We start from the raw sequence: 24,367 nt of genomic DNA on the forward strand, positions 1-24,367 counted from the left end.
ACACAACCCGCCTACTTTAGTACGAAGATGAATCATCGCAGTAGCACAAAAAAACTTTATGTAAGACATCTGGTTAGTGAAAAGTTCATTATTATCACGGGTTTTTTTTGTTTTATTCAAGCGCAAAATAAGTAACACGGCGAAAGCACTCTCAACACTATAAATGTTACATACCGTATACATACGACAAAGAAATACACCTGGCACGACCCATTCATAAAGCGAATGGCTCATTCTCCAAATGCCCCAGTTCACTGACACATCTATATCCACCAACTTTCACCAGTTGTTGAGTCAATTTGATTAAGAGATACGTAACGACTCGCAAACCTCAAAAAGCAAAAATATGTATAAACATAGAAAGTGAACTGGTTTCAATAAGGCGCTACATGGGAAAAAACCTACAACCAGATCAATCGCCAGATTAGCTCCATGTACACTGTTGATGGATTCTTGATGGTCAACGTCATAGCCCAAGTGACAGTGTCACCATTAGGTGATTAAAAACCTGAATACTGGGTTACAAAGTAAGCTATTATTATTTAAAGTCTATTTGAGCAAGAGGGCACTCTTTTGACCATTGAAGCCGTAGTTTTTGATTTAGACAATACCCTCGTTTCTTCAGATCTGAACTTTAAACAATTGAGGGTTGAACTTTGTTGTCCTGAAGATAAGGACCTACTCCTTCATGTGGATGAACAATCGTGCGAGCACGAAAAAAGCCGTCTAAACGCCCTGATTCTAAAACATGAGCTTGATGATGCACGGGTAAGCAACACTATGGAGGGTGCCGTTGATTTATTGAGATGGTTGCGTCGCAAAGGTATTCGCTCAGGCATTGTCACTCGAAATTGCCGACAAGCAGCGACAGCAAAACTCAAAGCACATAATCTTAATGTACAAGAACTAATTACAAGAGAGGACTTTCCCGCCAAACCTGATCCCAGTTCGCTGCATTACTTAATGGATAAATGGCGTATCCCTCGACAACGTATTTTGTATGTGGGTGATCATCATTATGACATTCTGACGGCCAAGAACGCCGGATGTAAGAGTTGCTTCATCTCAAATAACGGAGTCAGTCAGAACTCTTTTGATGCCGACCTGTTTTACAGTTCATTGAAAGGTCTGTTGGATTATCTTGAACAACTGTAATCCTTCAATACCTTGCAGACTTAGTCGCCAATAAAGCGCGTTGCGCTTTATCAAACAGTTCGCTGAAACTAATCTCTTCAAGGGGAGAACAGCAAACAACGCCTACCCCACATCCCAATTCGTAAACCTTGTCACCAAACTGATTAAATTGTTTGAGTTGCTCTCTAAAACGCATTATTGGAAAGTGTGCATCGGTCCCTGTCGTACCAGACATTAAGACCGCAAATTCGTCACCACCGACTCTGGCAATCACGTCCGAATCCCTGAAGTTTTCCAACAACAACTGAGAGAACTGAACCAAAGCGTCATCACCAGTTAGATGTCCATGGAGTTCATTGATGTCTTGAAATGAGCTCAAGTCAAACAATGCTAGCGTGTAGGGTTCAGTATGAAAACGACACACGTTCATCACTTTTTCCGCAAGCAGATTGAAACCGCGACGGTTAGAAATTTGAGTGAGCTCATCGATAGTACTTTCCAGATTTGCTTCAAGTTCAATTTCGGCTAACTTAGCTAGGTCGATAAGATCCTGGACTTGCTGATCGGTAAAATGTCTAGGCTGGCTATCAACAATACATAAGGTACCTACCTTAACACCTTCCTTAAGCTTTAAAGGGACACCGGCATAAAAACGAACCTTTGGTTCGTCTAAAACCAATGGGTTATCGTTAAAACGAACATCCTTAGATGCATCAGGTATAATAAAAGGTTCATCACCAAGGATGGCATGACCACAGAACGAAACGTCTCTCGCCGTCTCCTCGACTTGTAATCCAGCACTTGATTTAAACCACTGACGTTTTTTATCCACGATACTGACTAAAGCGATGTCCACACCAAACATACGCCTGGCTAGGCGTGTCACTCGATCAAAACGTTCTTCAGGTGTGTCCAGCAAATTTAGTTGCTGAATTAAACGTAATCGATAGTCATCGTTGGCTGGAATTGGGGCTGGTTGCATAAATTTGAGCTTCCTTCACTATCTTCAGCTATAAAACTAGCCAATATAATTAGGATGCGCCATGAAAATATCATCAGAAAGGATTATCGTGATATGAAATTTGGGGCTCTACTGACAATAATGCAATTGCATAATGCATTATTATTGCATTATGCAATTGCATTTCGAGAATGTGAGAGTTTTATACTCAACTAGTTATGATATATAGCGGCCGATAGCGCCTTTTCTATGTTGGCACGTATCATGCAGGACTATCGGTGACTTCTAACTTTGAAGTCACCTAGCCAACTGACGTTGTTAGTGGACCAATTTGTTCACACTGTTTTCGGCCGATTGATTCGTCAATCGGCCTTTTCTTTACCTTTTCCTAGGCTTGTTTTTCGCATTATCCTGCTGTGCTAGCCGCTTCGTTCTGTTGACGTTCCATCTCAGCCAACTTTTGTTCTAATTCTTTTATGCGCAGTTCCGCCTCTAACTCATCCGCACGTTTTTCTGCATCACTGCGATTGTCTTGCTTAATCCCATCTGCCAACGTTTCAGTGCGACTCGTCTCACGTGACTCTTCAAGGTCCTTCATTGAACCAGCGACACCACCAGCAACGCCTCCGGCTACCGCACCTTTCACGGCAAGTTCCGGTTCCCCTGTTAACACCCCCATTGTCGCGCCTAACAACGCACCTCCGGCGGCACCTCGATTTCTAGCTGCGTTCTCATTTTCTTTGTCGAACGCTGGCGAAGAGCATCCTGCTAATAGTGCCAATGTTGAAACTGCAAATAGTGACTTTAGAGAAGTTTTTGAAAAGGTCATATGGATGCTCTCGAAGTTGTTCATTTAACTTAGGTGTAGATTAAACTTCGGGCTCCAATTACGGAATTCACTTGTCGTTATTAAGCTGATAAGCACTGGTTATCACACCGGCTAAATGACAAAAATACCGTCTTCGCAGACTTAATAGCTCTGGATACTCATAGAACAGGTAGCGACTGACAGCCTCTGGGAGATTAGTTTTCCAAACATGAACGACAAGGTAAATCTGCGTTCATGTTTGGTTCATGTATCTTCCATTATGATTCAATCATCAGGGAGCGAACGCCATAAGGACTCATCCATTTTTTACAAACGGTTTTTACTAAGAGGTCATTATGAAAAAAGCACTCCTAACAATCATTGCGATGTTTATTGGCTTTGTCGCCATGATGTTCAGTTTATTAATGGCAATCCCACTCACGATTGCTGCCTTTTTCACCGGAAAACGTATAAAAAAGCAGTTGGACCAAGAATTGGCCCAGCATCAGCAGGCTATGAATGGCAATACGATCGAGGGTGAATATGAAGAAGTCTCATCTAGGTAAAGCGGTATCGCGCGATATAAGGTTGCGTCATAAGCGAAAACTTGTGGCTCTATCTTTCTATATTTCGGTTTTTGTAAGCTCGGCAGTGATTGGCTGTTCGGTCAAAAGCGATGTTACCATCAATCGTCTGGCGGAAAGTTCTACTATGGCCTCAGGGCCTATGACAGTTGCCCTAACAGATATTACCGGAACCTCGCGCAATTAGCGACAGGCTGTCCACTAGCCAATATTTGAGCAAACAGACTGTGCCCCTACTCTATTTTGTTGATATTGATTCCAAAAATGATAAATTGACGATGATTAATTAAACACTTACAATACGTCATACTTATAAATATTAACGATATCTCAGTGCTTTCACATCGATTGTGTTTTCTGTTGTTCACTGTCTGCTCCACATTGAGCTCTACTCTAGTCTGGGCTGACTTTTCACCCCAGGCCTTGCTCGAAGACAAACCCTATAAACAGATTGCACTGAAACTTCAGTCTCAAGATGTTCACGATCCCCACCAAGCATCACTGATGCTGAGCAAACTGCAAGCACAGGCTAAAATTAATGAAGACCCTGTTGCGACTTATTTCTACTATCTTGGTCAATTCAATCACTATCGCTCATTCAAAAGACCTATTGACGCTCGGCAGTCACTGATTGAGATGAAACAGTTTGCGGTCACGCAAAAACTAGACTGGATGATTGCGGATGCCGACATGTGGTTATCAACTTTTGATATCACTGACGGCAACTACAGCAAAGCATTGCAGCGCGCCACAGAAACGCTATTGGTCGCTAAAAGCACAGGATTTATGCACCTGGAGGGACGCCTTCACAACCTAATCGCTGTAATTCACTCAACGCAAAATCGCCAGTTACAAGCCAAGCAGCACTATCTGGTTGCCCTTGAGATCTTCAAAGATATCAATGACGCTCCCTACGTCATCAAAGTCCTATCCAATATTTCTCTCATTTATGCCGACTTAGAGGAGTGGGATAAAGCCCTTGAGTACAATCTTGAAGGTTATGCGTGGCTGAACAAGCAATCAACGCCATCTACTGAGCAACAGGCTATCCTGGCGATCAACCGGTCCATTATTACCGGAAACCTGGGTGACTTCCGCGAACAGGCTCAGTATCTGAAGCTAGCTGATATCAATGCAAACAAACTTGGCGACATTGGTTTAATTGCTACGGTGAAAGGAAACAAGTCTCACAACTTAATAGAACAAGGTCATTACGCACAGGCAAGGATTTTAGCCAATGACTGCCTGCGTATAGCCCGTGAAAATTTGCTTAGAAACCAGATACCATATTGCCTTACCCACTTAGGTCGAGCGCTCACCTACCTGGGAGAGTCCAAAAGCGCTGAATCCCTACTCCTCGAAGCCAAAAGTTCGTTTGTTGCCCTCGATGACCCAATCAACACGGTTCGAGCCTACGACTATCTGGCCAAATTCTATGAATTTCAAGGTGAGTTCAAAAACGCTTATCACTATTCCCGCCTATATCAAACGGAGAATGAGATTCTTCTATTTGATAATCAAAAAAGGGCGCTGTTTGAACTTGAGCAAGTTCACTTAGATATCGAGCGACAAAGTCAGATTATCCAGTTGGACACAGAAAACAAACTCAAGCAGGCACGACTTGAACAACAGGATTCCATTGAAAAGATGTGGGTCGCCACTTTTGTCGCTGGCCTGTTTGGTTTTTTGCTGCTGTTTCGTAGCAAAAGCTCTCTTGAGCAACAAAACGCATCGCTTTTGACCACTAATCACTCCTTAAGAGAGCAAAGTCTGCTTGATCCGCTAACTCGTGTTCCAAACCGGCGCTTTGCAGAGAATTTCTTAGACGGTCCGAATCTGGAACAGGAATCCGGGCACTTCGCATTAGGGATTATAGATATTGATCATTTCAAGAATATCAATGACCAACTCGGGCACGCTGCTGGTGATATCGTACTGCAAGAAATTGCCCAAACTCTGAGCGGAAAGCTGCATCCTGCAGAAATACTGGCCAGATGGGGAGGAGAAGAGTTTTTATTGGTAGTTAAAGCTGAAAGCCTGACAGAATTAAATGTCCGACTAGAACACTTTAAACAGACCGTAGAGATAATAGATTTCTATTTTGATGGTGGGCAGATTAATGTCACTGCATCCATAGGGGCGACCTATTTAAGCCAAAGCAATTACCAGAAACAATGGCATTACTATTTCGATATTGCTGACAAAAACCTATACAAAGCCAAGTCACAAGGCAGAAACAAAGTCGTGTTCTGTTGACTGCCCGGCGACTAAATCGACCCTAACGAAGTTAATTAAGCCATCTGATAATTTGCCAGATATTGCTTTGGTGTTAATCCACGGTATTTCTTGAACATTCGACTGAAACTGGTCATGTTTCGGTAACCCAGGCTTCTCGCCACTTGCTCCAAAGGGATACCTAACGCAATCTGTTTCACCGCTTCGCCTGACAGAACATACCCAACAACCGAAGTGAAGTTTAATCCTGTCGCTTGCAATCGTCTTTGGAGTTGTTGCTCAGACAGTCCTAATAACTCAGATACACGAGCCAACGTCGGTAACCCAAAGTGACGTGAATAATTTACAACCTCATACAACACCTTCATGTGATCCTGAGAATCTGGCATATTCAGATAATCATCCAGATCGGCAAAACTCATCGACAACTTTTCAGCAGGAAGCGAGGGCACTTTACTGCCAGCCAGGCGCACTTTGTTTGGTAGCCATACCTCGGTTTGATTGTGACCCCATTCAATAGCGCAGCCAAAGTAACGTTCGTACTTAATTTTGTTCTGTTGGGTGCCGGGAATGCAAACCCGGTCAGGCGTAAAACCTTCCCCCAAATAGCGCTTTATTACATTACACATAAAATTAGCGACTCGAACTCCATCATGAGCTTTTGCTGGCGCGGAAATCGAATTATTACGGTAGGTCCATTTAATAATGGGCCCGACAACTTCACCACTTAAGTAAGCGCCTGATTGAATACAAGTAATGCCAAAATTAATCCTACGAATCGTGGAGGCGAGATCATGGCCAGAAAAGAACCAGCGGCTGATTGACCCTAACTGTTCAATATTCAATTTACTCACCAAGTTGAGCACTGCATCAGGGTCACCTGTAACTTGCTCTATATTCTCATAGTATTGATTCAGTACAGACACTGGGATAAGCGTCATCGGGTGCTCAAAGACCGAAGCTGGCAGCCCCAGTTGCTCTGGAGTAATGCCATAAGTAGCTCGAAGGCCATCTGTAAGGCCACGTATCCCCATCGCTCGAACAAAATAACCGTTCTCAAACACCTCAACCTCACTATCATCAATTACCTCAAATCATGCTAATTTTTGATGAAATCTGTCGCTTTGTAAATAATTGTTTCTGCTGTAAGTAAACTTCACGTTCCTCCAGAACAATTAAGGTTGATGAATGAGCTTACTGAGCGTCCCTTTTGTAGGTACCGGGGCAGACACCGCATTGCATGTTGTCTCAGGTGTTGTGTTAGTCGCTAGCGTGATTGCTGCGGTTTACGGTTTTTGGCGAATCCACGAACTTCCTATTAACAAAGCACACAGCAGCGACCACCACCAACTAGGGCTGATTACCGCGCTCACCTGGATTGGATTTATCTGGCACTGGGTTTGGGTGTTGGCAGTCATTATCGCGTTTGTGGATATGGAAAAAGCCATTATTCGCCTTCGTGACATTTGGAAAAATGAACATACCGATGAGGAGACCACACAATGCTAGAAGGCTTAGCGGTATGGGCGCTATTTATTTATCTACTCCGTTTGATTGGTATGCCTTGGAATAAGTACTCAAAGGGCTTTGCTTACATCGGCGGCACCGGTTGGCTAATGTTCGTTTGGGTTGGTCTTATTAACTACACACCCATGGATTTATCGGGTGGTTCTTTGGTACAAGCACCTCACATTCAGCTTCGTCCCGACTCTTCAAACGTATCTGGAAAAGTGATCAAACTTCACATTGAGCCGAATCAGCAGATCCACAAGGGTCAGTTGATCTATGAAATTGACCCTAAGCCTTATCAAATCGCGTTTGATCAGGCGGTCATTCAACGCAATGCCGCACAAATCGCATTAGAGACCGCGATTCAGGATGTTGATATCGCGAAGTCCAGTTACGTCTCCATGCTAAAAAGCGTTGAGACTTCAGAGAGTCAACTACGCTCAGCGAGAGTCGATTATCAATTACAGCAAAAAATGCTTAAACGCTATCAGGAGCAAAATCAGGCGGTTAGCAATACCATCACCGCCAGCGACATTGACAAGCAGACCAGCCTGGTTGAAGTTGCAAAGCACAAAGTAAAAACGATTGAAGCACAATTGGCAAAGCGCAAAGTGGACGCGGATAAAGCACGACTGAGTATCGGTAAGTCCCAGTTAGCCGTCACCAGCAAGGACAATGACCTGAAAAATTTACAAGAGTCAGTCAAACGCGCGCAATGGGACCTCGACAGCACCAAAGTTTACGCCCCCGCAGATGGGTTTGTGACAAACTTTATTTTGCGTGAAGGACAACTGCTTTCCCGTGTTCCTCGCCTACAGATGTATACAAATGAGAAATATGTCCTGATGCGCGTCAACCATCAAGCGATTCGCAATATTAAGCCTGGACAAGCGGCAGAATTTTCGACCTCAGTCTATCCTGGTCACGTTTTTTCGGCAGAGGTCGAAGGCATTGTCGAAGCGACCGGAGAAGCACAGGGTACATTGCTTGCGCTTGATCCATCAGTAAGGGCAACAACAGGAAAGAACCTGAATAACAAGCATCACTTTGTACGTCTGAAAATTCATGAAACGGACAGCTATGACATTCCGGTGGGATCGGTAGGTTTGGCTTGGATCAGTGGCGAAAAGCCAATCAGTTTCCTGGCTTTCTTAGATGTTATTCGAGGCATTATTCTTCGGATGAAGTCGCAATTGTACTTCTTTTACTCTATCTAATCAGTCCACTTACGGTAGCACAATATAGTTATCGCTTCCCTTTGCCACCCTTTTAGGGTGGCTTTTTAATTTTAGTGTGCAGGAAAACAGGTTCTGAGGGCAAATCGACAGACACTTGTCTTAATTTTGTCCTACATTCAAAGAACGGATAATAAGGGAGAATTCGTCGCAATGAAAAAGGTAGCTGTCATACTCAGTGGCTCTGGTGTTTTTGATGGAGCAGAGATTCACGAATCGGTACTCGCCCTGCATGCGATTGAGAAAGCAAATGCATCATGGCATTGCTTTGCACCCAATGTAGAGCAATTGCACGTAATAAACCATTTAACCGGAGAGGTCACCGAAGAGAAACGTAACGTGCTGGTTGAAGCGGCCCGAATCGCCAGAGGGAATATCGAGGACGTGGCAAAACTCAACGTCGACGACTTTGATGCGCTGCTGCTGCCAGGAGGATTTGGTGCCGCCAAGAACTTAACCGACTTTGCCCTCAAGGGTGCCGAGTGCTCTATCAATGCCCATGTCGCCAGCGCCTGCCGAGCGTTTGCTGAAGCCCTAAAACCCGCGGGGTATTTGTGTATCGCTCCTGCCATCATTCCTTTAATTTACCCAGAGAATGTCAAAGCTACTATCGGCAACGATATCGACACTGCGGCTGGATATAATGCACTGGGAGGGCAGCACGTGGATTGCCCGGTAGACGATTATGTTTTTGATGAACAGCACAAGGTGCTATCGACACCCGCTTATATGCTCGCAGAGAACATCTCTCAGGCAGCTAGCGGTATTGATAAACTGGTGGCTAAACTGGTGGCTATTGCCTGATTAAGCCACTCCTCACTGCCCTACTAACACATTTAACAATCAAGTGGGGCTTTGTAACATTCTGTACTCTTTACATCCTACTTATTTCAAATTCCCTCAATCTCACATACAATGCGCCACTCGTTGGCAATCTCGCATTGTATTTTGCCTGCGATTAAACAGATTCAACCATTCACTTTACCGGTGTTTCGAACATGCTAGATTTTTTGAAGTCCAGACTTAGCCCTTATTACGAGTTTTGGATCCTGAATGCCTTACTGGCCACACTTATTGGTGCTCGCTATTTTCTCTACTTCCCTGAAGTACCATTCGACGGATACCAGTTTTCATTTGCAGTAACCAGTCTGTTTAGCCATATGAGTTTACTCGCACTGGTATTCTGGCTTGTCGGTTTAATCCTATGCTTTTTGCCACTCAGAGCAAAACGCCCACTTCTGGCGTTAATCGCTACTGTGGCTCTGGCCTTTTTGTTTGTCGACACTATGGTCTTTGGCTTCTATCGCTTCCATCTGAACTATCCGGTGCTTTCATTAGTGATGTCCGGACAAATCGTCGAGTTCCCGGCTTCAGCCTGGGCAATGCTTGCATTCGGTTTACTCGCGGTATTTGGTTTTCAGTGGTGGGCCTTAGGTAAAATGGAGAACAGATCGTTCTCTGTGACCAAGAAGCTGCGCAGAGTATTTTTCCCTCTATTTATCGCAACCACATTAGCAAGTCACAGCATTCATATCTGGGCTTCAGCGACTGCTTATCAACCGGTATCATTCGTTAACCAGTATTTACCACTATTTTACCCGACCATTGCTAACTCGTTCTTGATGAAACATGGCTATATCAGTCGTGAGGAACTGGCAAAAAAGCAGGCTAAAGCACCTAAAATGCAAGGTGGTCTCAACTATCCGTTGAGTCCTATTGTTGGCGATGCCCCAGAAAACCCCAAGAACATCATGGTGATCCTAATTGACTCCTGGCGCCCGGACACCGTAACTCCGAAGTACATGCCAACGGTTTATCAAATGTCTCAGGATGGGTTGTCATTTGATAAACACTACTCGTCAGGCAATGCTACCCGCATGGGCACATTCGGCCTGTTTTACGGGTTACCTGGTCCTTATTGGCATCCAATGCTAGCAAACCAACGTCCTACAGTGCTGATGGACCGACTGCAAGAGTTGAACTACGAGATCGGCGTGTTTACGTCGGCGCACATCGAATCGCCTGAGTTCAACCGCACCATCTTCGCTAACATACCAGACCTGCGCATTCGTGGGAAAAGCAAAGGAAATGCTGCCGACAGAGACATTGAGTTAGTTGATGACTGGGTCAAATGGTACGATTCGAATCAGGACAAACCGAAGTTTTCATTTTTGTTCTTCGATGCGCCACATGGGTTTATCTTCCCTGATGACTATGAAACAAAGTTTGAACCAATGTCTGGCCCGAACAACCCATTTGTGCGTAGCAATGATTCGGATCCAGAACCTATCTTTAATCGCTACCGTACCAGCACGCATTTCGTAGACAGCAAAATCAAGGATGTGGTCGATAAGCTAAAAGCGGATGGCACCTATGAGGATACTCTAATCATCGTCACCGGGGATCACGGTGAAGAGCTTAACGATAATGGTCAGAACTTCTGGGGACACAACGGTAACTTTACTGAAGCTCAGATCAAAGTACCGTTCATCATGTTAGGCGCAGGCGTTGACAAACAAACCAACCAATGGCCGTCTGGCAAAATGACGACACACTTTGATATGGTGCCAACCATTATGACTAACTACCTTGGTGTCACAAATGCGATTTCTGACTATTCCGTTGGTGAAGACTTATATGGTCCATTTGTCGATCGTCCATACACTATTGTGGCAGATTACGGTGACTACTCGGTAGTGTCAGAAGATAAGATATTCTCTCTCAAAGGAAATGGTCTTTATGAGGTCAAAGATGGTCGAAATAGACTACTTCCCGTGCAGGAGATCGACCATGAACGTATGCACTATGCCATAGAACTTCTTACTCGCTATACTAAATAGCCATTTCGCAGGAATAGCCCTCTCTAAGAGAGGGCTTTTTTATAATTGTCGCGATTAACTTTGGTTCAGCAGAACCTCGGCACTTCCCGCTTTTACTTCAACTTTGTTGGCTGTCTTACTGATACTTTGACAACCAAATATCGAAGCATATTCGGCATCCAGTTCCAGCGTGATCGATTTGTCTCTGGTCGATTTGTTGAGCAGCACCAGGCCTTTCTCCCCGCGTTTGAACACCAGCAAGTCATCGTTGGCCTCAACCAGACTGAACGGTTCACCATGCACAGTATGACAAAAGGCAATCAGGGCTGACAGGCGCGGCTCTTTCCACCCATCGGTCCATCGTGGCGAACCACTGTCGCTGCGTATCCCACTTGGATCAAGATCGGAGTAAATCAAAGGTACACCCCCATCTCTGGTCAGGATGTACACTGTGGCTAACCACTCATTTTCTTCCTTCATAACCATGTCACTGAACACATCGTTATTTGGGATATCATGAGTAATCGCAAACGTAATCGAGCGCTCATTGGTCAAAGCCTGGCCAAAGCAGTAAGGGTCAATCAACGCCGTCATGCTACCCTTTTCTGATTCCAATGCGTCATACACTGTCTTAAATAACGGAAAGTCATAGGCAGCCAGTCTGGTCTGCTCCAAATAGGGCTGCAGGAATAATTCATACTCTTCTTCCGTGGCTCCCCCATCTGTAATAATTTCCCCGAACACATGCATTCCGGCCGTGATATCATCAGTAAACACTTGCTTGATATGTTCTAAAGTTAAGTGTTTTGCCGCGTCTATTCTGAAACCTCTCACACCGAGATCTTTCATCGCTTGCAAGTACGCCTGTTGTTGTGAGACTACATAAGGACTGGATCTTAACGTTGGTAAGCCAGGATCTTGCGGCCCCCCCGTTAGTCGGCCGTTTTGCACTTCCCAACGATCTTTCCAGTTTTCAATACCAAACGCTTCGACGAAATCCTTCTCGTTGAATAGCGGTTGACTCAAATCACCAAACAATTTCTGCTGTTCGAAGTAGCTTTGGTGACTCTGGTAACTAAGCATGTCGGCTTCACTCGGATACTGAAGGTCAAGCCTCTGACCTGACTCATTCGCCATATGATTGAAAACAACATCGATGTAGACCCAAATATCCAACGCGCTAAGTGCCGCCATCATGGCCTTAAAGTCTTCGGTGTTACCCAATTTGTTATCGATGACACGGTAATCTTGAGGCTGATAAAGTTGCCACCACAACACCTCATTCCCCACACGGTAAGATTTCATCGGTGGAGAAACCAATACTGTTTTATACCCAGCGGCTTTGATTTCTTCCGCCCTTTCTGTTACCAGAGCATATGGCCAGTCGAATGCGTGTAAAATCACATTGCTCTGATTCTTATTTGTTTTTGACATTAATTAGCCCCCCTTCCACGGGTTCACTGCTATTAATTCAAATTATAGTGATCGACAGAAACGATCAATCCTCCCCTAACCATCAATAGGCTGTATGAGGTGACAGGCGTAGGTGATAAAAGTGAGGGGTTTGTTCAAAAAAACTAACGTTTGATTCAGGTTCGCAAAGGAAAAGCAGCCACTAAACACCTGTATTTTAATTAAAAACCCCTAATCTCATAGCTTTTCATGACTCATCGTTCTTTAAGTAACAAAATATTACAATTACAGTGATAGCGAACAAAGCCGTGAACTTAATCACGACTTGTAGGGTTCGTTTGGTCGCAAAAACTCATGTAAACTCTTTTTTCGCAACTTTTAACCACTTAACATCATAAGCATCGAGAATAATGTTGTGCTGGTAAGACGTTTTCTGCTGATTCAGGATATCTTCAACGTCTCGTGAACCCAAAATATCGCATATTGATGTTGGGACTTCCTGACGGTGTTCGCTGAAGTTACATATTGCGAGTAACCGCTCACCGTTACTGTGCTTTCGGGCGTAGGCAAACAGGTGAGGCCGGAAAGTTTCCAGAATTTCTGTCTCTGCCTCGCCTAGCACTGGCTGGTGCTGTCTCAACGCGATCAGATAGCGGAGATCTGAATGAATACGACTTCTTGGATCACAAGTATCGCTCACACACTCTTCGTCCTCTTGGGTAATCCGCGGCCGATTTACCCAGCGGGCATCATCACTCTTAGTTAGGTCGTTTTGATAGCTATAGTCATTAAGCATCCCCAGCTCATCCCCTTGGTAAATCAACGGGATCCCTCCAATACTCAGGTTGATGCTGTTTAACAGTCGAACTCTCCTCACTGCGAGTTCAACTGCCCTATCACTACCGGCAGCCATCGCATTTTCTAACCCACACAGGGAGGATAAAGAACCACAAACCCGGCAATCTCCTGTCTGCGGGTTCTCCTGAAAAGGGACACCGTGCGCGAACGAACCCTCAAACTTGCCGGTATAAAACTGATTCAGGAACTGACGATGGTCATGCCCATTAATCCCAACCTGGTGAGCGATCTCATCATCGAAGGTCCAGCCAATATCATCGTGACAACGGATATAATTTACCCAGCTGCATTGAGGTGAAATCGCAAAACTCTTTTGCAACGACGCTGTCAACAACTTAGTTTCTCGTGTTGCCAAACTTTCCCACATTAATGCCATCATTAGAGGGTTATAGGATAACTGGCACTCGTCTCTGTCAATATATTGCGCCACCTCATCCGGATGAACGATGGCCTCACTCTTGAACAACACTGCAGGTGCTGTTATCTGTAAACAGCGGTTAAATGCCTGAATAAGCGTGTGTGCTTTGGGTAAACTCTCACATTGAGTCCATTTCTCTTTCCAGATGAATGCCAGAGCGTCCAAACGTAAGCCATCACAACCCAGATTGGCCAAGAAAAGCATTTCCTCCGTAATGGCATTGAAAACTGCCGGATTACTGTAATTTAAATCCCATTGAAAACTGTTGAACGTTGTCCACACCCACTGTTCCAAGTCGTCAAGATAGGTAAAGCTGCCACGACGAACCGTCGGAAATATTTCCCGGCAAGTCTGATTGTATTCATCCACTTCATTCTTATCTTCAAAGAAGTAATAGAAGTCCTGATACTCTTCCTGCCCACTTCTGGCTCGTAGAGCCCACTCATGCTCATCCGACGTGTGGTTGAATACAAAATCCAGTACCAGGGCGATCCCCGCCTCGTTAAAGGCGTTGGCAAGCGCCTTCAAGTCCTTTTCTTTGCCAAGTTTAGGGTCTACTTTTCGATAATCAGAAACCGCATACCCCCCATCGCTGTTTCCTTCTGGAGCCAGATACAAAGGCATCAAGTGAACATAGTTAACTCCAAGCGATTGAAAGTATGGGATCTTTTTCTTTAGCTTATTAAAGTCACCAGCAAATAAATCAACATAGACCGCCATCCCCAGCAATTGCTCACTACGAAACCAGTTAGGCTCTTCCTGTCTCTGAAGATCTTTATTCTTTAACTTTCTCGAACGCTCTGAGAAACCGTTACAAAGGGCAGTGACCAAATTCTGAAGATGAAGAAAGAAGTCATATCGATCTCCATAAAGCTGGTAATAGAGTTCAAACAGCGCAGGAAAATGTCGCTCCAGACGCTGATACAACATCTTCTCATCTTTCTTGGTGAGCTTTGGCAATTCGATTGACGCCATGACTTGCTTTAACGCTTTGTGACTATTCTCAGATCCATTCATTGACACACTCTTAATCGTTTAAGTTTACTTCAGTGATTATAGAACGCTTTGGCTGATTTTTGTGGACGATAATTGTGATCCAGTTCTTAATCGTTTAAGTCGGAGTATGTCCGAATATAGAGCAAAAAAAAGCGCACTTGTAAGTGCGCTTCTGGTATTTGTCTGTATGGTTAGAACGACTTAGGTGCGTAGCCAGTCATCGCTTTGAGCTTAAGCTCTTTGCCAATTTTGGTCATTGGGTGAACCACAATCAGTCCCTTCACTGATTTCTTAAGTTTGCCCATGTCGGCCTGCTCTGCTTTGGTGATTTCACGAGAAAACGGCATATCTAGTAGAGTCTTACGCTCTTTGCTCAAGTCATAGCTTTGCTTATGCTTCAGTTGAGACACTTTTTTACTCAGCTTTTCAATCTCATCAGTGAAACGTGAGATCAGTTCGTTGTCACCACGAGACTTCGCACTGTTAAGTTTGTGTTGACACTTATCAAGGCAGTTATTCAGTTTTTGGATTTCTTGTTTCATACTCATGGTTCTGAACCTTAAAAAAATGAGTTAACAGATAAAAATGCTGGTCGAGTTAAGTACGGTACAGAACCTTGACCACATGCCAGCCAAACTTCGTTTTCACTAGGTGTGGGACCAGTGTCTCACCGGAAAAGCACACTTTATCAAACTGTGGCACCATCTGCCCTTGACGAAACTCACCAAGATCACCGCCCTTTTTTCCCGATGGGCAAGTCGAATACTTTTTAGCAAGAGTCTGAAATTTTGCGCCTTTCTTAAGCTGCTTAATAATATCTTCAGCTTGCTCTTTGTGCTTTACCAAAATGTGAAGTGCTGCCGCAGTTCTTGCCATTGTATATCTGACCCTATTAGCGAGTGTGGGATGATGGAAAGGGCAGAGTGTAAAGGAAAATGAGATACAAATCACGTTTACTTTTCAAGCGACTAAACTTTTTTCTTTATCAGCCGCATTAACTTATAGCGACAAAGTTTGTAAAATCAGTCAATTGGCCAATAAAGTAACAAAGATAATGGAAATGAGCATCAGCAAAGCTAACCAGTCTCAAGGCATGTTACTGTTTACCCTTAACATGCAAAAACAGCGCTTCGCGATCGGCACGCTAAAAGTTAGAGAGATTGTCCCTTTCTTACCAACCACGCAGATCCCCTACTCTCATCGACATGTCATTGGTACCGCCAGCATCCGCGGGCTTACCGTTCCTGTTATCGATATGGCAGCCGCCATCGGCTTTAGGCCGATTGCACCCGAGGAATATCCTCAAACCTACCTCGTGGTGACTGACTGCCTGAGAACCGTGGTGGCATTTATGGTGCGTGATATCGATAAGATCATAGAGTGTGACTGGAAGTCCATCGAACCTGCCCCCGACAGCTCTGGCAAAAATGTCTTTGTTACTGGTGTCACTCGATACGAGGATCACATCGTTCAGTTGCTGGATGTCGAATTGCTACTTTCGAAAATCTATCCGCAATACGCAGACACCAAAATTCCTATGCTTACTGACGTTCAGCGTGAACGAATTAAGTCTCTAAATATTCTTTTAGTGGATGACTCTTCCATTGCCCGAAAACAGCTTGGAGACGCTTTGAACAATATCAACATTCCTTTTGATATCTGCCGGGATGGAAACAGTGCGCTTGCATTTATGCGCCACAAAGCTGAACAGAATGACGCTATCGATATTCTGGTAAGTGATATTGAAATGCCAGGCCTGGATGGCTATGAGCTGGCCTTTGAGGTACAGAACGATCAGGCGCTCAGTCACGCCTACCGCATTCTTCACACTTCACTTTCAAGTGAGATGTGCACTGACAGAGCCAGACAGGTTGGAGCGCATGAAGCACTGGTTAAGTTCAATGCGGGAGAGTTGATAGAAGCGATGCTACGCGGTGCTGATAGTCTCACCGCAAATTAGACTCGCCCCCTCAGAACCTAGAGCTAAAGGGGCGGGTTTCCAGTCAATTACCTTCGTAGTTGTTATTTGGGGCAAACGAAAACCCTTGTCCCCCTATTGATGCTTCATACATCAGACCGCCCTTGGTAACTGTAAATACAGCCATGCCATTAATATAGGTTGCCTTACTCTGCTTATCGCCCGCTTGTGCGCCTGCACCAGTAGAACCGGCCTGCGCACTGGCTCCCAAGGTTAAAGCAACCGCCGATGCCTGAGCACCAAACTCAAAACTACCGCTGGTAAAGGAGTAATAGTCTGCTTTGGTCTCAAAGAAGATTATCTCACTGTAGGCCTGTGCCCCCAACTGAAGGCCTATACTTAGTTGCGCCAGAGTGGAATCCCCGACATGGACACCCTGACGATAGACCTGCCCTTCTCCGTAGGAGCCCCCTATTCCAAAGCCGCCCTTTCCAACCGTGGGAAAGACCGCATAACCGTAGGCATTATCAAAGAACGGCCGTGTGGCTTCCGCTTGCCTGAACTTATTAAGTGTCGCCTCGTATTTACTGCCTACACTGGCAGAACTTGTGGTGGGCTCTGTGGTCTCCTCTTGTGCATACACACCCGGAACCACTGCAATACACGCCGCAAGCAGATACGGCTTTACTCTAATTAACATGCGCTTTCCTTATGCTTTGTAGCGATACCTGTGTCGCCTAACGAACACTTGAAACCTCTGAGTTTCATAGCGTTAGACGCCCCGGCCCTCTATTGGTTCAACCCAATCTCATTGAACCAAGCCGTTCAATAATAAAGCCTTCATTTTGCGAAGCTACCATTTTGAACCTACACTAGAGCCATACATCGCGAACATATAACCTTATGAAAATTTTGATAAAGAAGGTACTGATTAACGTCACTTTGATACTGCTGGGTGTCCCGATACTGCTTACCCTGTTTTTTAAATTCGTCGACCCACCGATTTGGGGGTGGAAGATTGCACGCACCTTATCGCCACCGGAAAGCTACCCGCAAGAGACACTTCAAACCTGGGTATCAATTAATCAAGTCAACACTAATATGCCTCTCGCCGTTGTGGCTTCGGAAGATCAAAACTTTCCTGAACACATGGGTGTAGACTTCATCGCCCTTTTTGGGGTCATTCTTACCAGTAGTGGCTCCGGGCCAATCAGGGGAGCGAGTACCATTACTCAGCAAACGGCCAAAAACGTATTTCTATTTCCCAGTCAGACCTATATCCGTAAGGCATATGAGCTTTACATCGCACTGCTACTCGAGCTGATTTGGGGAAAAGAACGGATTATGGAAGTCTATCTGAATGTGATCGAGTTTGGCCCCGGCATCTATGGTGTCGAAGCAGCAAGTCAGCATTTCTTTGGCATTTCTGCCAGTCAGCTGAATCGCATCCAAGCAGCGCAACTTGCGGTGGTTCTGCCTAACCCTTATCGGATTAAGCCCACTCCAATGACCGATTACGTCAATAAGCGGACTTATTGGGTAGTGCAACAAATGGGTAATATAGGCTCGCTTTCCTATTAGCTACCTGCGACTTCGGTAGATAGTGGTTTTCTATTATAGCGACGGATCTGACTAAGCAATAATACCCCTGCCATAAGAAACGCAGAAACAACATAAAAACTACCTAATGAACGCTGAGTCGTTACCCAATACTCCACCAGAAATCCGCCACAAATACCCGCAACCACCATCTGAATGGAGCCAGATAACGCTGACACTGATCCAGCCTGCTCTTTATGTGGTCCAAGCAACAAGGCGATCGAAATAGGGAATGACAACCCTTGGGCAACTGTCAGCCATGTAAAGGCAAATAGCAGATTAAACACCGTCATCTCTGTCATTAACAGCCACAGACCTGACATGGCCATGATAAGGATAGCCAACAAAAGCAGCCAGCTATTTGAAAAATAACGATTTAGTATGTTGAGTGATACACTGCCCATCATCAGCCCCGCCGACGGTATGATCATGATACTCCCGTATTCTGCGGCAGTCAGACCTAACTCATGTTGCATTAAGAATGGGAAAATACTCAAAGAGACCACGGCGCCCAAATAGCTAATCCAGTTGTAACTGGCACTGCCTACAACTTGTGGATTAACAATCAGTTGAGCATAGCTTTTCACCACCTGTTTAGCATCAAAACGTCGCGGTGCATAAGGCAAGGTTTCTGGCAGAATAAACCAACCCAGAACAAATATTGCGATCAAATAAACCAGAACAAATGCAAATACCGCCTGCCAGGTAAAATGGAAAGCAATCCAACCTCCGAATACCGGTGCAATAATAGGCATGATAGAGGCGGTTACCGAGATATAAGACAACGCTTTCGTCAACTGCTTACCATCATAGCTGTCTCTAAGCACGCTACGACCCAATACCGAGGCACTGCCCGCTCCCAAACCCTGAAGCAAACGCCCGATTTCCAGAGCACTGAAATACTCACTCAAGGCAATACACACCAGTGTACCGACCAGATAGACCCCTTGCCCGAGAATGAACACCGGCCGCCTACCGATAGCATCCGACAGTGGACCATAAAACAATTGTGACAGACCAAAGCCTATCAAAAAGAGGGTAACCAACATCTGCACTTCCGCATGTGCAATGGATAGTGATTCACTGATCAGAGGCAATGAAGGGAGATAGATACTGACCCCAACTTGCCCGGTTGCAATGATCATCATCGCAAGTAGCATTGGCGTTTTATTAAACGATTTATTGATTTTTCTATTCATACGCTCATTCTATATTGCGTATGAATTTGTGATAATACACTATGATGGAAAGAGAATACGTCCTAACAGGAAATAATAGCAGAGTGACTTATGGATTGGATATCATGTATCAATACTTACATTCGTGTCGTCGAGGAAGGAAGTTTTAACGGTGCTGCGCGTAGACTGAACACCACCAGTTCGGCCATCAGTAAGCGTATACATTGGCTAGAAGAACGAATTGGCGTCCAGTTACTGAAACGCACAACGCGATCGGTCACACAGACCGAAGCGGGCGCTCTTTTCTATCAACGTGCCAAAGATTCTCTCGACCGTTTTCAGTCTATTATCGATGAAACCCGTTCCGTGAACGAGACGCCAGCTGGTCTGTTAAAAATAGGAGCGACCATAGCCGTTGGCTCCAAATTTCTGGTTCAGTACCTCAACGACTTTCTCATCCAGTACCCTGATATCCTGATACAGCTGACAACCACGGTTCCGGGGCAACTTCCCGATTCGAATCTCGACGTATATATCAGCCGTGAAATTGAAACGCTCAATACTCTGAGCCTGAAACAGACCTCACTGTTTGAGCAACGTATCGGTTTCTATGCAGCCCCTTCCTACATCGAGAAGTACGGCGTACCTCAGTCTATCGAAGAGTTGAAATCTCACAATGTCCTCAACTGGGGAGAACGCCCACAACGAGAATACAAAATTGCAAAAAACCAGCGAGTCATGCTATCTGGCAACTTCGCTACGACAAATCCCGAGGCTCTGTTCTATGCGGCCAAGAACGGTATGGGCATACTGATCAGCAACGATATTATGATCAAAGAAGACGTCAACTCTGGCGCTTTGATTCGTATTCTTCCTGAAATTCAGGCTCAGGACTCCACCGTCTATGCCTACTATCCGAAACTGGACTACGAGCACACTCGCACTAAGCTCTTTTTGGACTACATGAAAATGCGTTTAGCTCAGTCGAACGAAGATGGTGCTGAAAACGCATAATTGATACCAAGCATCCATTTTCAGCCATCTTGTCACACCAATTTGGCTCAGACTGCACCAGAAAAGTGCAGCTTAGCCTTTTGTAAGGCATACTCAATTCCGTAGATCGCGGCAAACAGACAGGAGAAGAACCATAGAGATTGCCCGGCAATAGCGAGCCAGCTATTTTTCCACTCAGGTGCTGAATAAACAATAAGTTGCAAGCCAGAGAAGTAAATAAAAACGCCGATACTGATCGCAAACGCCAGTGAGACGGCTGTAAATAATGGTAACCACTTAGACATCTTAATCCTCCAAAAAAGTCATCGTATTTCTTTCTATGTCTAACAGTTGCATTAATAATGCCACTTTTTGTGTGGCTATTTATCATTCGAAAAAATTGAACATCTCTCTCGAATAATGCGACTTCTCACTCGGCCCCCGACTCCATAAACTGTCCCCATCGCTTAAATAAGCCAGATGAATAACAAGGAAACTACTATGTCAAATACTCTCATTCTTAAGTCCAGCATTCTTGGTAACTACTCTCAGTCAAACCAGATCATTGACCAGGTAGTTGAAGGCAAAACAAACGTCACTGTTCGCGACTTGGCGGCGGATCCTATCCCTGTATTAACCATGGAAATTGCCACTGCCCTGCGCGGTAGCACCGACGACCTGACATCAGAATTGAAACAGATTGTTCAGCTGTCGGATGAGTTGATTGCCGAGCTACAAAACGCCGATCAGGTAGTGATTGCAGCACCAATGTACAATTTCACCATCCCAACTCAGCTGAAAAACTACTTTGACCTTATCGCCCGAGCAGGCGTAACGTTCAAATATACAGACACAGGCCCTGTAGGACTGATTGAAAACACCAAAGTGGTCGTGCTCACTACACGCGGTGGTGTTCACAAGGATACGCCACGTGACAGCATGCATGCTTACTTGCAGACAATTCTTGGTTTCATGGGTATGACAGACGTTGAGTTTGTATACGCAGAAGCTCTGAATATGGGTGATGAGCCGGCTCAACAAAGCCGAACAACAGCACTGGATACACTGGGTGCCTTAGTATAGAAAACAAAAGGACGGCAGATCGATTCTGTCGTCCTTTCCCTATTTTTTCCCCTGCATACTCCCTCACTGCACTTCATACAAACCCACGACACATTTCCACAGTTATATCTGAATGAGTGTGCAACAATCTGTTTTATTGTGGATACAAGGACACCTCTTTGATCGTTTTCTTTTGCTTTTGTCTCAGCGCATACTACCTAATCGGGTTTCCCGTGGGAGTAAAGGCTTATCGCAGAGGTCTGTTAAGCTTAGGAGACGTGTTTTTGCCACTCACAGTCATCGCACTATGGTCACTTCTCGCTGCATTGGGTTTGGGGGCTCAAAGTCTGGGGAATTTGGTTGAGCTGTTATTGCTTCTTTCCGTCGCGTTATGCCTGTTCTACGTCAGGATTTTTTACGTTTGCAAGCGGCCAGAAAATCGCCGATTTTCTCTGACCGTGATTTATTCGCTTACCATCACTCTCGTCGTGATATCACGCCTTGCCTTTCCTCATGTTGCTGAGTAAGACTTCATTTTCTGTCTGAGTTGCTCTGCGAACTCTCGCATTTGTCGTGCGTTGTCCGCTCGGTCAGCAATACCACACTCCCTGCCATTGTTGCTCACTTCCGGACTTGAGTAGACGGGCAAAATGTCCACTTCGTAGCTCATAATAGTACCTGCCCCGCCACAATGATAACCTCGTGCGTAAGGTTTCAACCTTTGTTTATTCACTTCTGAAGTGTGTTTTTCCAAGGTATCATCTAACACCTGAAACCAAGACGTATCTTCATGCCAGGCCCATGACAAATGCCCGAGTTCATGCTCTAAGGTATATTCGTCCGCATGTTCCGATAACATGAAAAACTGACTGTCCTCATCAGGATTGGTCGTACCCAGTACGTCGTAATCAAAGTAGCCGTCTTCGATTGCCAGCACAGCCCCATAGAACTGATTTGGCTTAGCGTAGATCTGCTCCACCTTGTCCTCACCAATCAGTTCCCACAGGTAGCGCCGTATCTGATCAATATCAAACAAAGGTCGTCCAGAAAAATCGACCACCTCCACGCATGCAACGATCCGTTTCATCGGAATGCATGAGTTTTTCATCGTGAGGTTACTTTTACGTACAGAAGCTTTGATGGACGCTTCGATCTCATCCATTGACCATTTATCTGCAATTGTTCGAGAAACGAAAAAGTGAATAGGAGTTTCCACCGCCTCTGCCTCTTCACAAAGTGGCAATGTCATACCTGGCACGTCCACCTTATAAACCAAAGGAATGAACGTCAGAGACAGACAAAAAGCGATGATTAAGGTTTGAATAGACAGCAGTTTCTTCATTATTCTTATAAGCAAGTTGTTGTTTATAAGATATCCTACTGCAACTCTTCCCGTATGACCGCTCGCAAGATAGAGAAAAACGATTTACATCATATAATTACTTACTTTTACAGAGTGTGACCTAATGCTACATTGAAGTGAAAGGGGGAGTCATAATTAATCGGGAACGAACTCCCTGGTAAACCGTATAGATTTAACCAAAAATCAGCCTCTGGACTGAAATCCAGATAAAAAAAACGCTCTTAGATCATAAGAGCGCCAGTGAACGATCAGTTGAGACTCACTTCAACATTAGATTTGATGGTACTCGAACAAGCCAGCACGAAACCATTTGCTTTATCTTCATCGGACAGTGTTTCAAAGCTGGTCGAATCGACCTGCCCCACCTTGACCTTACATTTGCAAGAGCCACAGATACCACTTCGGCAAGCGGCGATTACCGGAACGCCACCTCTTTCAAGTGCATCTATAAGCAGGCTACCTTCGTCAGCCTCAAGCTCAACAGCAAAGTCTGGAACCGCAACTCTGACGACGCCACCCGTTGACTCACTCACAGCTTCTGCGGGCGTGAAACTTTCCTGATGAAACTGGGCCATATCGAAACAAGCATGCTCCAGCGCGCTCTTCACGACCTCCATAAAACCCGTTGGTCCACACAGATAAACGGTACGAGCATGAAAGTCTGGAACCAGTTTTTCCAACCATTCCAAGCTAATCAGGCCTTGCGGGAAACTCGTACCTGTGTTGTCTTCCAGTAACATTTTAAGAGTAAAGTTAGTGACATTACTATCCAGTTCTATCAGTCGATCATAATAAATCGTGTCCTGCTTACTCTTAGCAAGATGCAGAAATTCAATGTCAATGGGTGTCTTGTCTTGCAGCCAATGGTCAACCATCGACATTACCGGTGTAATACCGCAACCGGCACTCACCATTAGCACCTTACTTTTTGGGGTACAGTCGATGTTGTTGAAATTTCCCAATGGAGCTTGAGCATCCACCTTCGCGCCCACTTCTAAATTTTCTACGATGTGATTTGACACCAGTCCACCAGCAACTCGCTTTACAGTAAACTTCAGTGAGCGACTACCGGGTACTGAACTGATCGAGTACGCTCGGTAAGCCTTGCCACCGTTAATATCAAATCCAAGTGATGAAAACTGTCCTGGCTTAAAGTTAAATTGGGCACTTTCATTCGACGATGACAATTCAAATGAAACAGAATCTGGCGTTTCAAACCATTTATTAGTGCAGGTTAGCTCGACACTGTTCGATTGCGACCATGCCATATTAGTCAATCCTCTC

24 protein-coding genes are annotated in these 24,367 nt (G+C 44.9%); 12 read left to right on the forward strand and 12 right to left on the reverse strand.

Annotated features, from left to right (window positions below; genetic code table 11):
- Positions 1 to 573: 573 nt before the first annotated feature.
- Positions 574 to 1,155: an HAD family hydrolase gene (locus C4S60_RS02010; protein ID WP_103878659.1), complete on the forward strand. Its 582-nt coding sequence runs from the start codon at positions 574 to 576 to the stop codon at positions 1,153 to 1,155.
- A gap of 4 nt (positions 1,156 to 1,159) precedes the next feature.
- On the opposite strand, the gene C4S60_RS02015 is transcribed toward C4S60_RS02010, so the two are convergent.
- Complete coding sequence (locus tag C4S60_RS02015) at positions 1,160 to 2,116, reverse strand: sensor domain-containing diguanylate cyclase (protein WP_103878660.1); 957 nt, start codon at positions 2,114 to 2,116, stop codon at positions 1,160 to 1,162.
- A gap of 385 nt (positions 2,117 to 2,501) precedes the next feature.
- The gene (locus C4S60_RS02020) at positions 2,502 to 2,924 is read right to left on the reverse strand and encodes a glycine zipper domain-containing protein (RefSeq protein ID WP_103878969.1); all 423 of its coding nucleotides are present in this window, start codon (positions 2,922 to 2,924) and stop codon (positions 2,502 to 2,504) included.
- Between the two features lie 335 nt (positions 2,925 to 3,259).
- Here C4S60_RS02020 and C4S60_RS02025 point away from each other — a divergent pair, with 335 nt between their 5' ends.
- The 3 genes from C4S60_RS02025 to C4S60_RS02030 all read left to right on the forward strand — a co-directional run bounded on the left by C4S60_RS02025 (position 3,260) and on the right by C4S60_RS02030 (position 5,743).
- On the forward strand, positions 3,260 to 3,469 hold the full coding sequence (locus C4S60_RS02025; RefSeq protein WP_103878661.1) for a hypothetical protein: 210 nt from the start codon (positions 3,260 to 3,262) through the stop codon (positions 3,467 to 3,469).
- A complete protein-coding gene (locus C4S60_RS23415) occupies positions 3,447 to 3,674 on the forward strand; it encodes a hypothetical protein (protein ID WP_146060838.1) in 228 nt (75 codons plus the stop codon). The genes C4S60_RS02025 and C4S60_RS23415 overlap by 23 nt, the downstream gene beginning before the upstream one ends.
- 146 nt (positions 3,675 to 3,820) lie before the next feature.
- Positions 3,821 to 5,743 (forward strand): tetratricopeptide repeat-containing diguanylate cyclase, encoded by a 1,923-nt coding sequence (locus C4S60_RS02030; protein WP_146060839.1) that lies wholly within the window; start codon positions 3,821 to 3,823, stop codon positions 5,741 to 5,743.
- A gap of 35 nt (positions 5,744 to 5,778) precedes the next feature.
- On the opposite strand, the gene C4S60_RS02035 is transcribed toward C4S60_RS02030, so the two are convergent.
- Positions 5,779 to 6,756, reverse strand: a complete 978-nt coding sequence (locus C4S60_RS02035; RefSeq protein ID WP_103878970.1) for an AraC family transcriptional regulator — start codon at positions 6,754 to 6,756, stop codon at positions 5,779 to 5,781.
- A gap of 154 nt (positions 6,757 to 6,910) precedes the next feature.
- Between C4S60_RS02035 and C4S60_RS02040 the strand changes: the two genes are divergently transcribed.
- The 4 genes from C4S60_RS02040 (at position 6,911) to C4S60_RS02055 (ending at position 11,306) form a co-directional block, all read left to right on the forward strand.
- On the forward strand, positions 6,911 to 7,231 hold the full coding sequence (locus tag C4S60_RS02040; protein ID WP_103878663.1) for an MFS transporter: 321 nt from the start codon (positions 6,911 to 6,913) through the stop codon (positions 7,229 to 7,231).
- Positions 7,225 to 8,448 (forward strand): HlyD family secretion protein, encoded by a 1,224-nt coding sequence (locus C4S60_RS02045; RefSeq protein WP_103878664.1) that lies wholly within the window; start codon positions 7,225 to 7,227, stop codon positions 8,446 to 8,448. The genes C4S60_RS02040 and C4S60_RS02045 overlap by 7 nt, the downstream gene beginning before the upstream one ends.
- A gap of 171 nt (positions 8,449 to 8,619) precedes the next feature.
- Positions 8,620 to 9,270 carry an isoprenoid biosynthesis glyoxalase ElbB gene (gene elbB, locus C4S60_RS02050; protein ID WP_103878665.1) on the forward strand — a complete coding sequence of 217 codons (651 nt, stop codon included), beginning with the start codon at positions 8,620 to 8,622 and terminating at the stop codon, positions 9,268 to 9,270.
- Between the two features lie 194 nt (positions 9,271 to 9,464).
- On the forward strand, positions 9,465 to 11,306 hold the full coding sequence (locus C4S60_RS02055; protein ID WP_103878666.1) for a DUF3413 domain-containing protein: 1,842 nt from the start codon (positions 9,465 to 9,467) through the stop codon (positions 11,304 to 11,306).
- Positions 11,307 to 11,360: 54 nt separating this feature from the next.
- On the opposite strand, the gene C4S60_RS02060 is transcribed toward C4S60_RS02055, so the two are convergent.
- From C4S60_RS02060 to ppiC, 4 genes are all read right to left on the reverse strand, one after another.
- Positions 11,361 to 12,719 carry an alpha-amylase family protein gene (locus C4S60_RS02060; RefSeq protein ID WP_103878667.1) on the reverse strand — a complete coding sequence of 453 codons (1,359 nt, stop codon included), beginning with the start codon at positions 12,717 to 12,719 and terminating at the stop codon, positions 11,361 to 11,363.
- 331 nt (positions 12,720 to 13,050) lie between these two features.
- Positions 13,051 to 14,991, reverse strand: a complete 1,941-nt coding sequence (locus tag C4S60_RS02065; RefSeq protein WP_103878668.1) for an alpha-amylase family protein — start codon at positions 14,989 to 14,991, stop codon at positions 13,051 to 13,053.
- A gap of 170 nt (positions 14,992 to 15,161) precedes the next feature.
- Positions 15,162 to 15,518 carry a YibL family ribosome-associated protein gene (locus C4S60_RS02070; protein ID WP_103878669.1) on the reverse strand — a complete coding sequence of 119 codons (357 nt, stop codon included), beginning with the start codon at positions 15,516 to 15,518 and terminating at the stop codon, positions 15,162 to 15,164.
- A 49-nt stretch (positions 15,519 to 15,567) separates the two neighbouring features.
- A complete protein-coding gene (gene ppiC, locus C4S60_RS02075) occupies positions 15,568 to 15,846 on the reverse strand; it encodes a peptidylprolyl isomerase PpiC (RefSeq protein WP_103878670.1) in 279 nt (92 codons plus the stop codon).
- A 178-nt stretch (positions 15,847 to 16,024) separates the two neighbouring features.
- Here ppiC and C4S60_RS02080 point away from each other — a divergent pair, with 178 nt between their 5' ends.
- Positions 16,025 to 16,930: a chemotaxis protein gene (locus C4S60_RS02080; protein ID WP_103878671.1), complete on the forward strand. Its 906-nt coding sequence runs from the start codon at positions 16,025 to 16,027 to the stop codon at positions 16,928 to 16,930.
- A gap of 43 nt (positions 16,931 to 16,973) precedes the next feature.
- Here the strand turns inward: C4S60_RS02080 and C4S60_RS02085 are convergent, their stop codons facing one another.
- Positions 16,974 to 17,588 (reverse strand): lipid-binding SYLF domain-containing protein, encoded by a 615-nt coding sequence (locus C4S60_RS02085; RefSeq protein ID WP_103878672.1) that lies wholly within the window; start codon positions 17,586 to 17,588, stop codon positions 16,974 to 16,976.
- A 203-nt stretch (positions 17,589 to 17,791) separates the two neighbouring features.
- Between C4S60_RS02085 and mtgA the strand changes: the two genes are divergently transcribed.
- On the forward strand, positions 17,792 to 18,469 hold the full coding sequence (mtgA, locus tag C4S60_RS02090; RefSeq protein WP_103878673.1) for a monofunctional biosynthetic peptidoglycan transglycosylase: 678 nt from the start codon (positions 17,792 to 17,794) through the stop codon (positions 18,467 to 18,469).
- Here mtgA and C4S60_RS02095 read toward each other — a convergent pair.
- Positions 18,466 to 19,686: a multidrug effflux MFS transporter gene (locus tag C4S60_RS02095; RefSeq protein ID WP_103878674.1), complete on the reverse strand. Its 1,221-nt coding sequence runs from the start codon at positions 19,684 to 19,686 to the stop codon at positions 18,466 to 18,468. The two genes, mtgA and C4S60_RS02095, sit on opposite strands and share 4 nt — an antisense overlap.
- A 90-nt stretch (positions 19,687 to 19,776) precedes the next feature.
- Here C4S60_RS02095 and C4S60_RS02100 point away from each other — a divergent pair, with 90 nt between their 5' ends.
- Positions 19,777 to 20,679, forward strand: coding sequence for a LysR family transcriptional regulator (locus C4S60_RS02100; RefSeq protein ID WP_103878675.1), 903 nt, complete (start codon positions 19,777 to 19,779; stop codon positions 20,677 to 20,679).
- A gap of 47 nt (positions 20,680 to 20,726) precedes the next feature.
- Here the strand turns inward: C4S60_RS02100 and C4S60_RS02105 are convergent, their stop codons facing one another.
- The gene (locus C4S60_RS02105; protein ID WP_103878676.1) at positions 20,727 to 20,963 is read right to left on the reverse strand and encodes a hypothetical protein; all 237 of its coding nucleotides are present in this window, start codon (positions 20,961 to 20,963) and stop codon (positions 20,727 to 20,729) included.
- Between the two features lie 196 nt (positions 20,964 to 21,159).
- Between C4S60_RS02105 and C4S60_RS02110 the strand changes: the two genes are divergently transcribed.
- Positions 21,160 to 21,741: an FMN-dependent NADH-azoreductase gene (locus C4S60_RS02110; protein WP_103878677.1), complete on the forward strand. Its 582-nt coding sequence runs from the start codon at positions 21,160 to 21,162 to the stop codon at positions 21,739 to 21,741.
- 490 nt (positions 21,742 to 22,231) lie between these two features.
- Here the strand turns inward: C4S60_RS02110 and C4S60_RS02115 are convergent, their stop codons facing one another.
- Both C4S60_RS02115 and C4S60_RS02120 read right to left on the reverse strand, forming a co-directional pair.
- Positions 22,232 to 23,062 carry a hypothetical protein gene (locus C4S60_RS02115; RefSeq protein ID WP_103878678.1) on the reverse strand — a complete coding sequence of 277 codons (831 nt, stop codon included), beginning with the start codon at positions 23,060 to 23,062 and terminating at the stop codon, positions 22,232 to 22,234.
- A 269-nt stretch (positions 23,063 to 23,331) separates the two neighbouring features.
- Positions 23,332 to 24,351 carry an FAD-binding oxidoreductase gene (locus C4S60_RS02120; RefSeq protein ID WP_103878679.1) on the reverse strand — a complete coding sequence of 340 codons (1,020 nt, stop codon included), beginning with the start codon at positions 24,349 to 24,351 and terminating at the stop codon, positions 23,332 to 23,334.
- Positions 24,352 to 24,367: the final 16 nt, after the last annotated feature.

Origin of the sequence: Vibrio hangzhouensis (assembly GCF_900107935.1) — a bacterium.
Classification (GTDB): domain Bacteria; phylum Pseudomonadota; class Gammaproteobacteria; order Enterobacterales; family Vibrionaceae; genus Vibrio; species Vibrio hangzhouensis.

Coding starts and splice junctions, on each gene's coding strand:
- C4S60_RS02115 (WP_103878678.1), bottom strand. CDS start 23,062: ATGAAGAAACTGCTGTCTATTCAAACCTTAATCATCGCTTTTTGTCTG.
- C4S60_RS02110 (WP_103878677.1), top strand. CDS start 21,160: ATGTCAAATACTCTCATTCTTAAGTCCAGCATTCTTGGTAACTACTCT.
- C4S60_RS02120 (WP_103878679.1), bottom strand. CDS start 24,351: ATGGCATGGTCGCAATCGAACAGTGTCGAGCTAACCTGCACTAATAAA.
- C4S60_RS02080 (WP_103878671.1), top strand. CDS start 16,025: ATGGAAATGAGCATCAGCAAAGCTAACCAGTCTCAAGGCATGTTACTG.
- C4S60_RS02105 (WP_103878676.1), bottom strand. CDS start 20,963: ATGTCTAAGTGGTTACCATTATTTACAGCCGTCTCACTGGCGTTTGCG.
- C4S60_RS23415 (WP_146060838.1), top strand. CDS start 3,447: ATGAAGAAGTCTCATCTAGGTAAAGCGGTATCGCGCGATATAAGGTTG.
- C4S60_RS02085 (WP_103878672.1), bottom strand. CDS start 17,588: ATGTTAATTAGAGTAAAGCCGTATCTGCTTGCGGCGTGTATTGCAGTG.
- C4S60_RS02045 (WP_103878664.1), top strand. CDS start 7,225: ATGCTAGAAGGCTTAGCGGTATGGGCGCTATTTATTTATCTACTCCGT.
- C4S60_RS02015 (WP_103878660.1), bottom strand. CDS start 2,116: ATGCAACCAGCCCCAATTCCAGCCAACGATGACTATCGATTACGTTTA.
- C4S60_RS02035 (WP_103878970.1), bottom strand. CDS start 6,756: ATGGGGATACGTGGCCTTACAGATGGCCTTCGAGCTACTTATGGCATT.
- C4S60_RS02095 (WP_103878674.1), bottom strand. CDS start 19,686: ATGAATAGAAAAATCAATAAATCGTTTAATAAAACGCCAATGCTACTT.
- C4S60_RS02040 (WP_103878663.1), top strand. CDS start 6,911: ATGAGCTTACTGAGCGTCCCTTTTGTAGGTACCGGGGCAGACACCGCA.
- C4S60_RS02060 (WP_103878667.1), bottom strand. CDS start 12,719: ATGTCAAAAACAAATAAGAATCAGAGCAATGTGATTTTACACGCATTC.
- mtgA (WP_103878673.1), top strand. CDS start 17,792: ATGAAAATTTTGATAAAGAAGGTACTGATTAACGTCACTTTGATACTG.
- C4S60_RS02070 (WP_103878669.1), bottom strand. CDS start 15,518: ATGAGTATGAAACAAGAAATCCAAAAACTGAATAACTGCCTTGATAAG.
- C4S60_RS02025 (WP_103878661.1), top strand. CDS start 3,260: ATGAAAAAAGCACTCCTAACAATCATTGCGATGTTTATTGGCTTTGTC.
- C4S60_RS02065 (WP_103878668.1), bottom strand. CDS start 14,991: ATGAATGGATCTGAGAATAGTCACAAAGCGTTAAAGCAAGTCATGGCG.
- elbB (WP_103878665.1), top strand. CDS start 8,620: ATGAAAAAGGTAGCTGTCATACTCAGTGGCTCTGGTGTTTTTGATGGA.
- ppiC (WP_103878670.1), bottom strand. CDS start 15,846: ATGGCAAGAACTGCGGCAGCACTTCACATTTTGGTAAAGCACAAAGAG.
- C4S60_RS02020 (WP_103878969.1), bottom strand. CDS start 2,924: ATGACCTTTTCAAAAACTTCTCTAAAGTCACTATTTGCAGTTTCAACA.
- C4S60_RS02100 (WP_103878675.1), top strand. CDS start 19,777: ATGGATTGGATATCATGTATCAATACTTACATTCGTGTCGTCGAGGAA.
- C4S60_RS02055 (WP_103878666.1), top strand. CDS start 9,465: ATGCTAGATTTTTTGAAGTCCAGACTTAGCCCTTATTACGAGTTTTGG.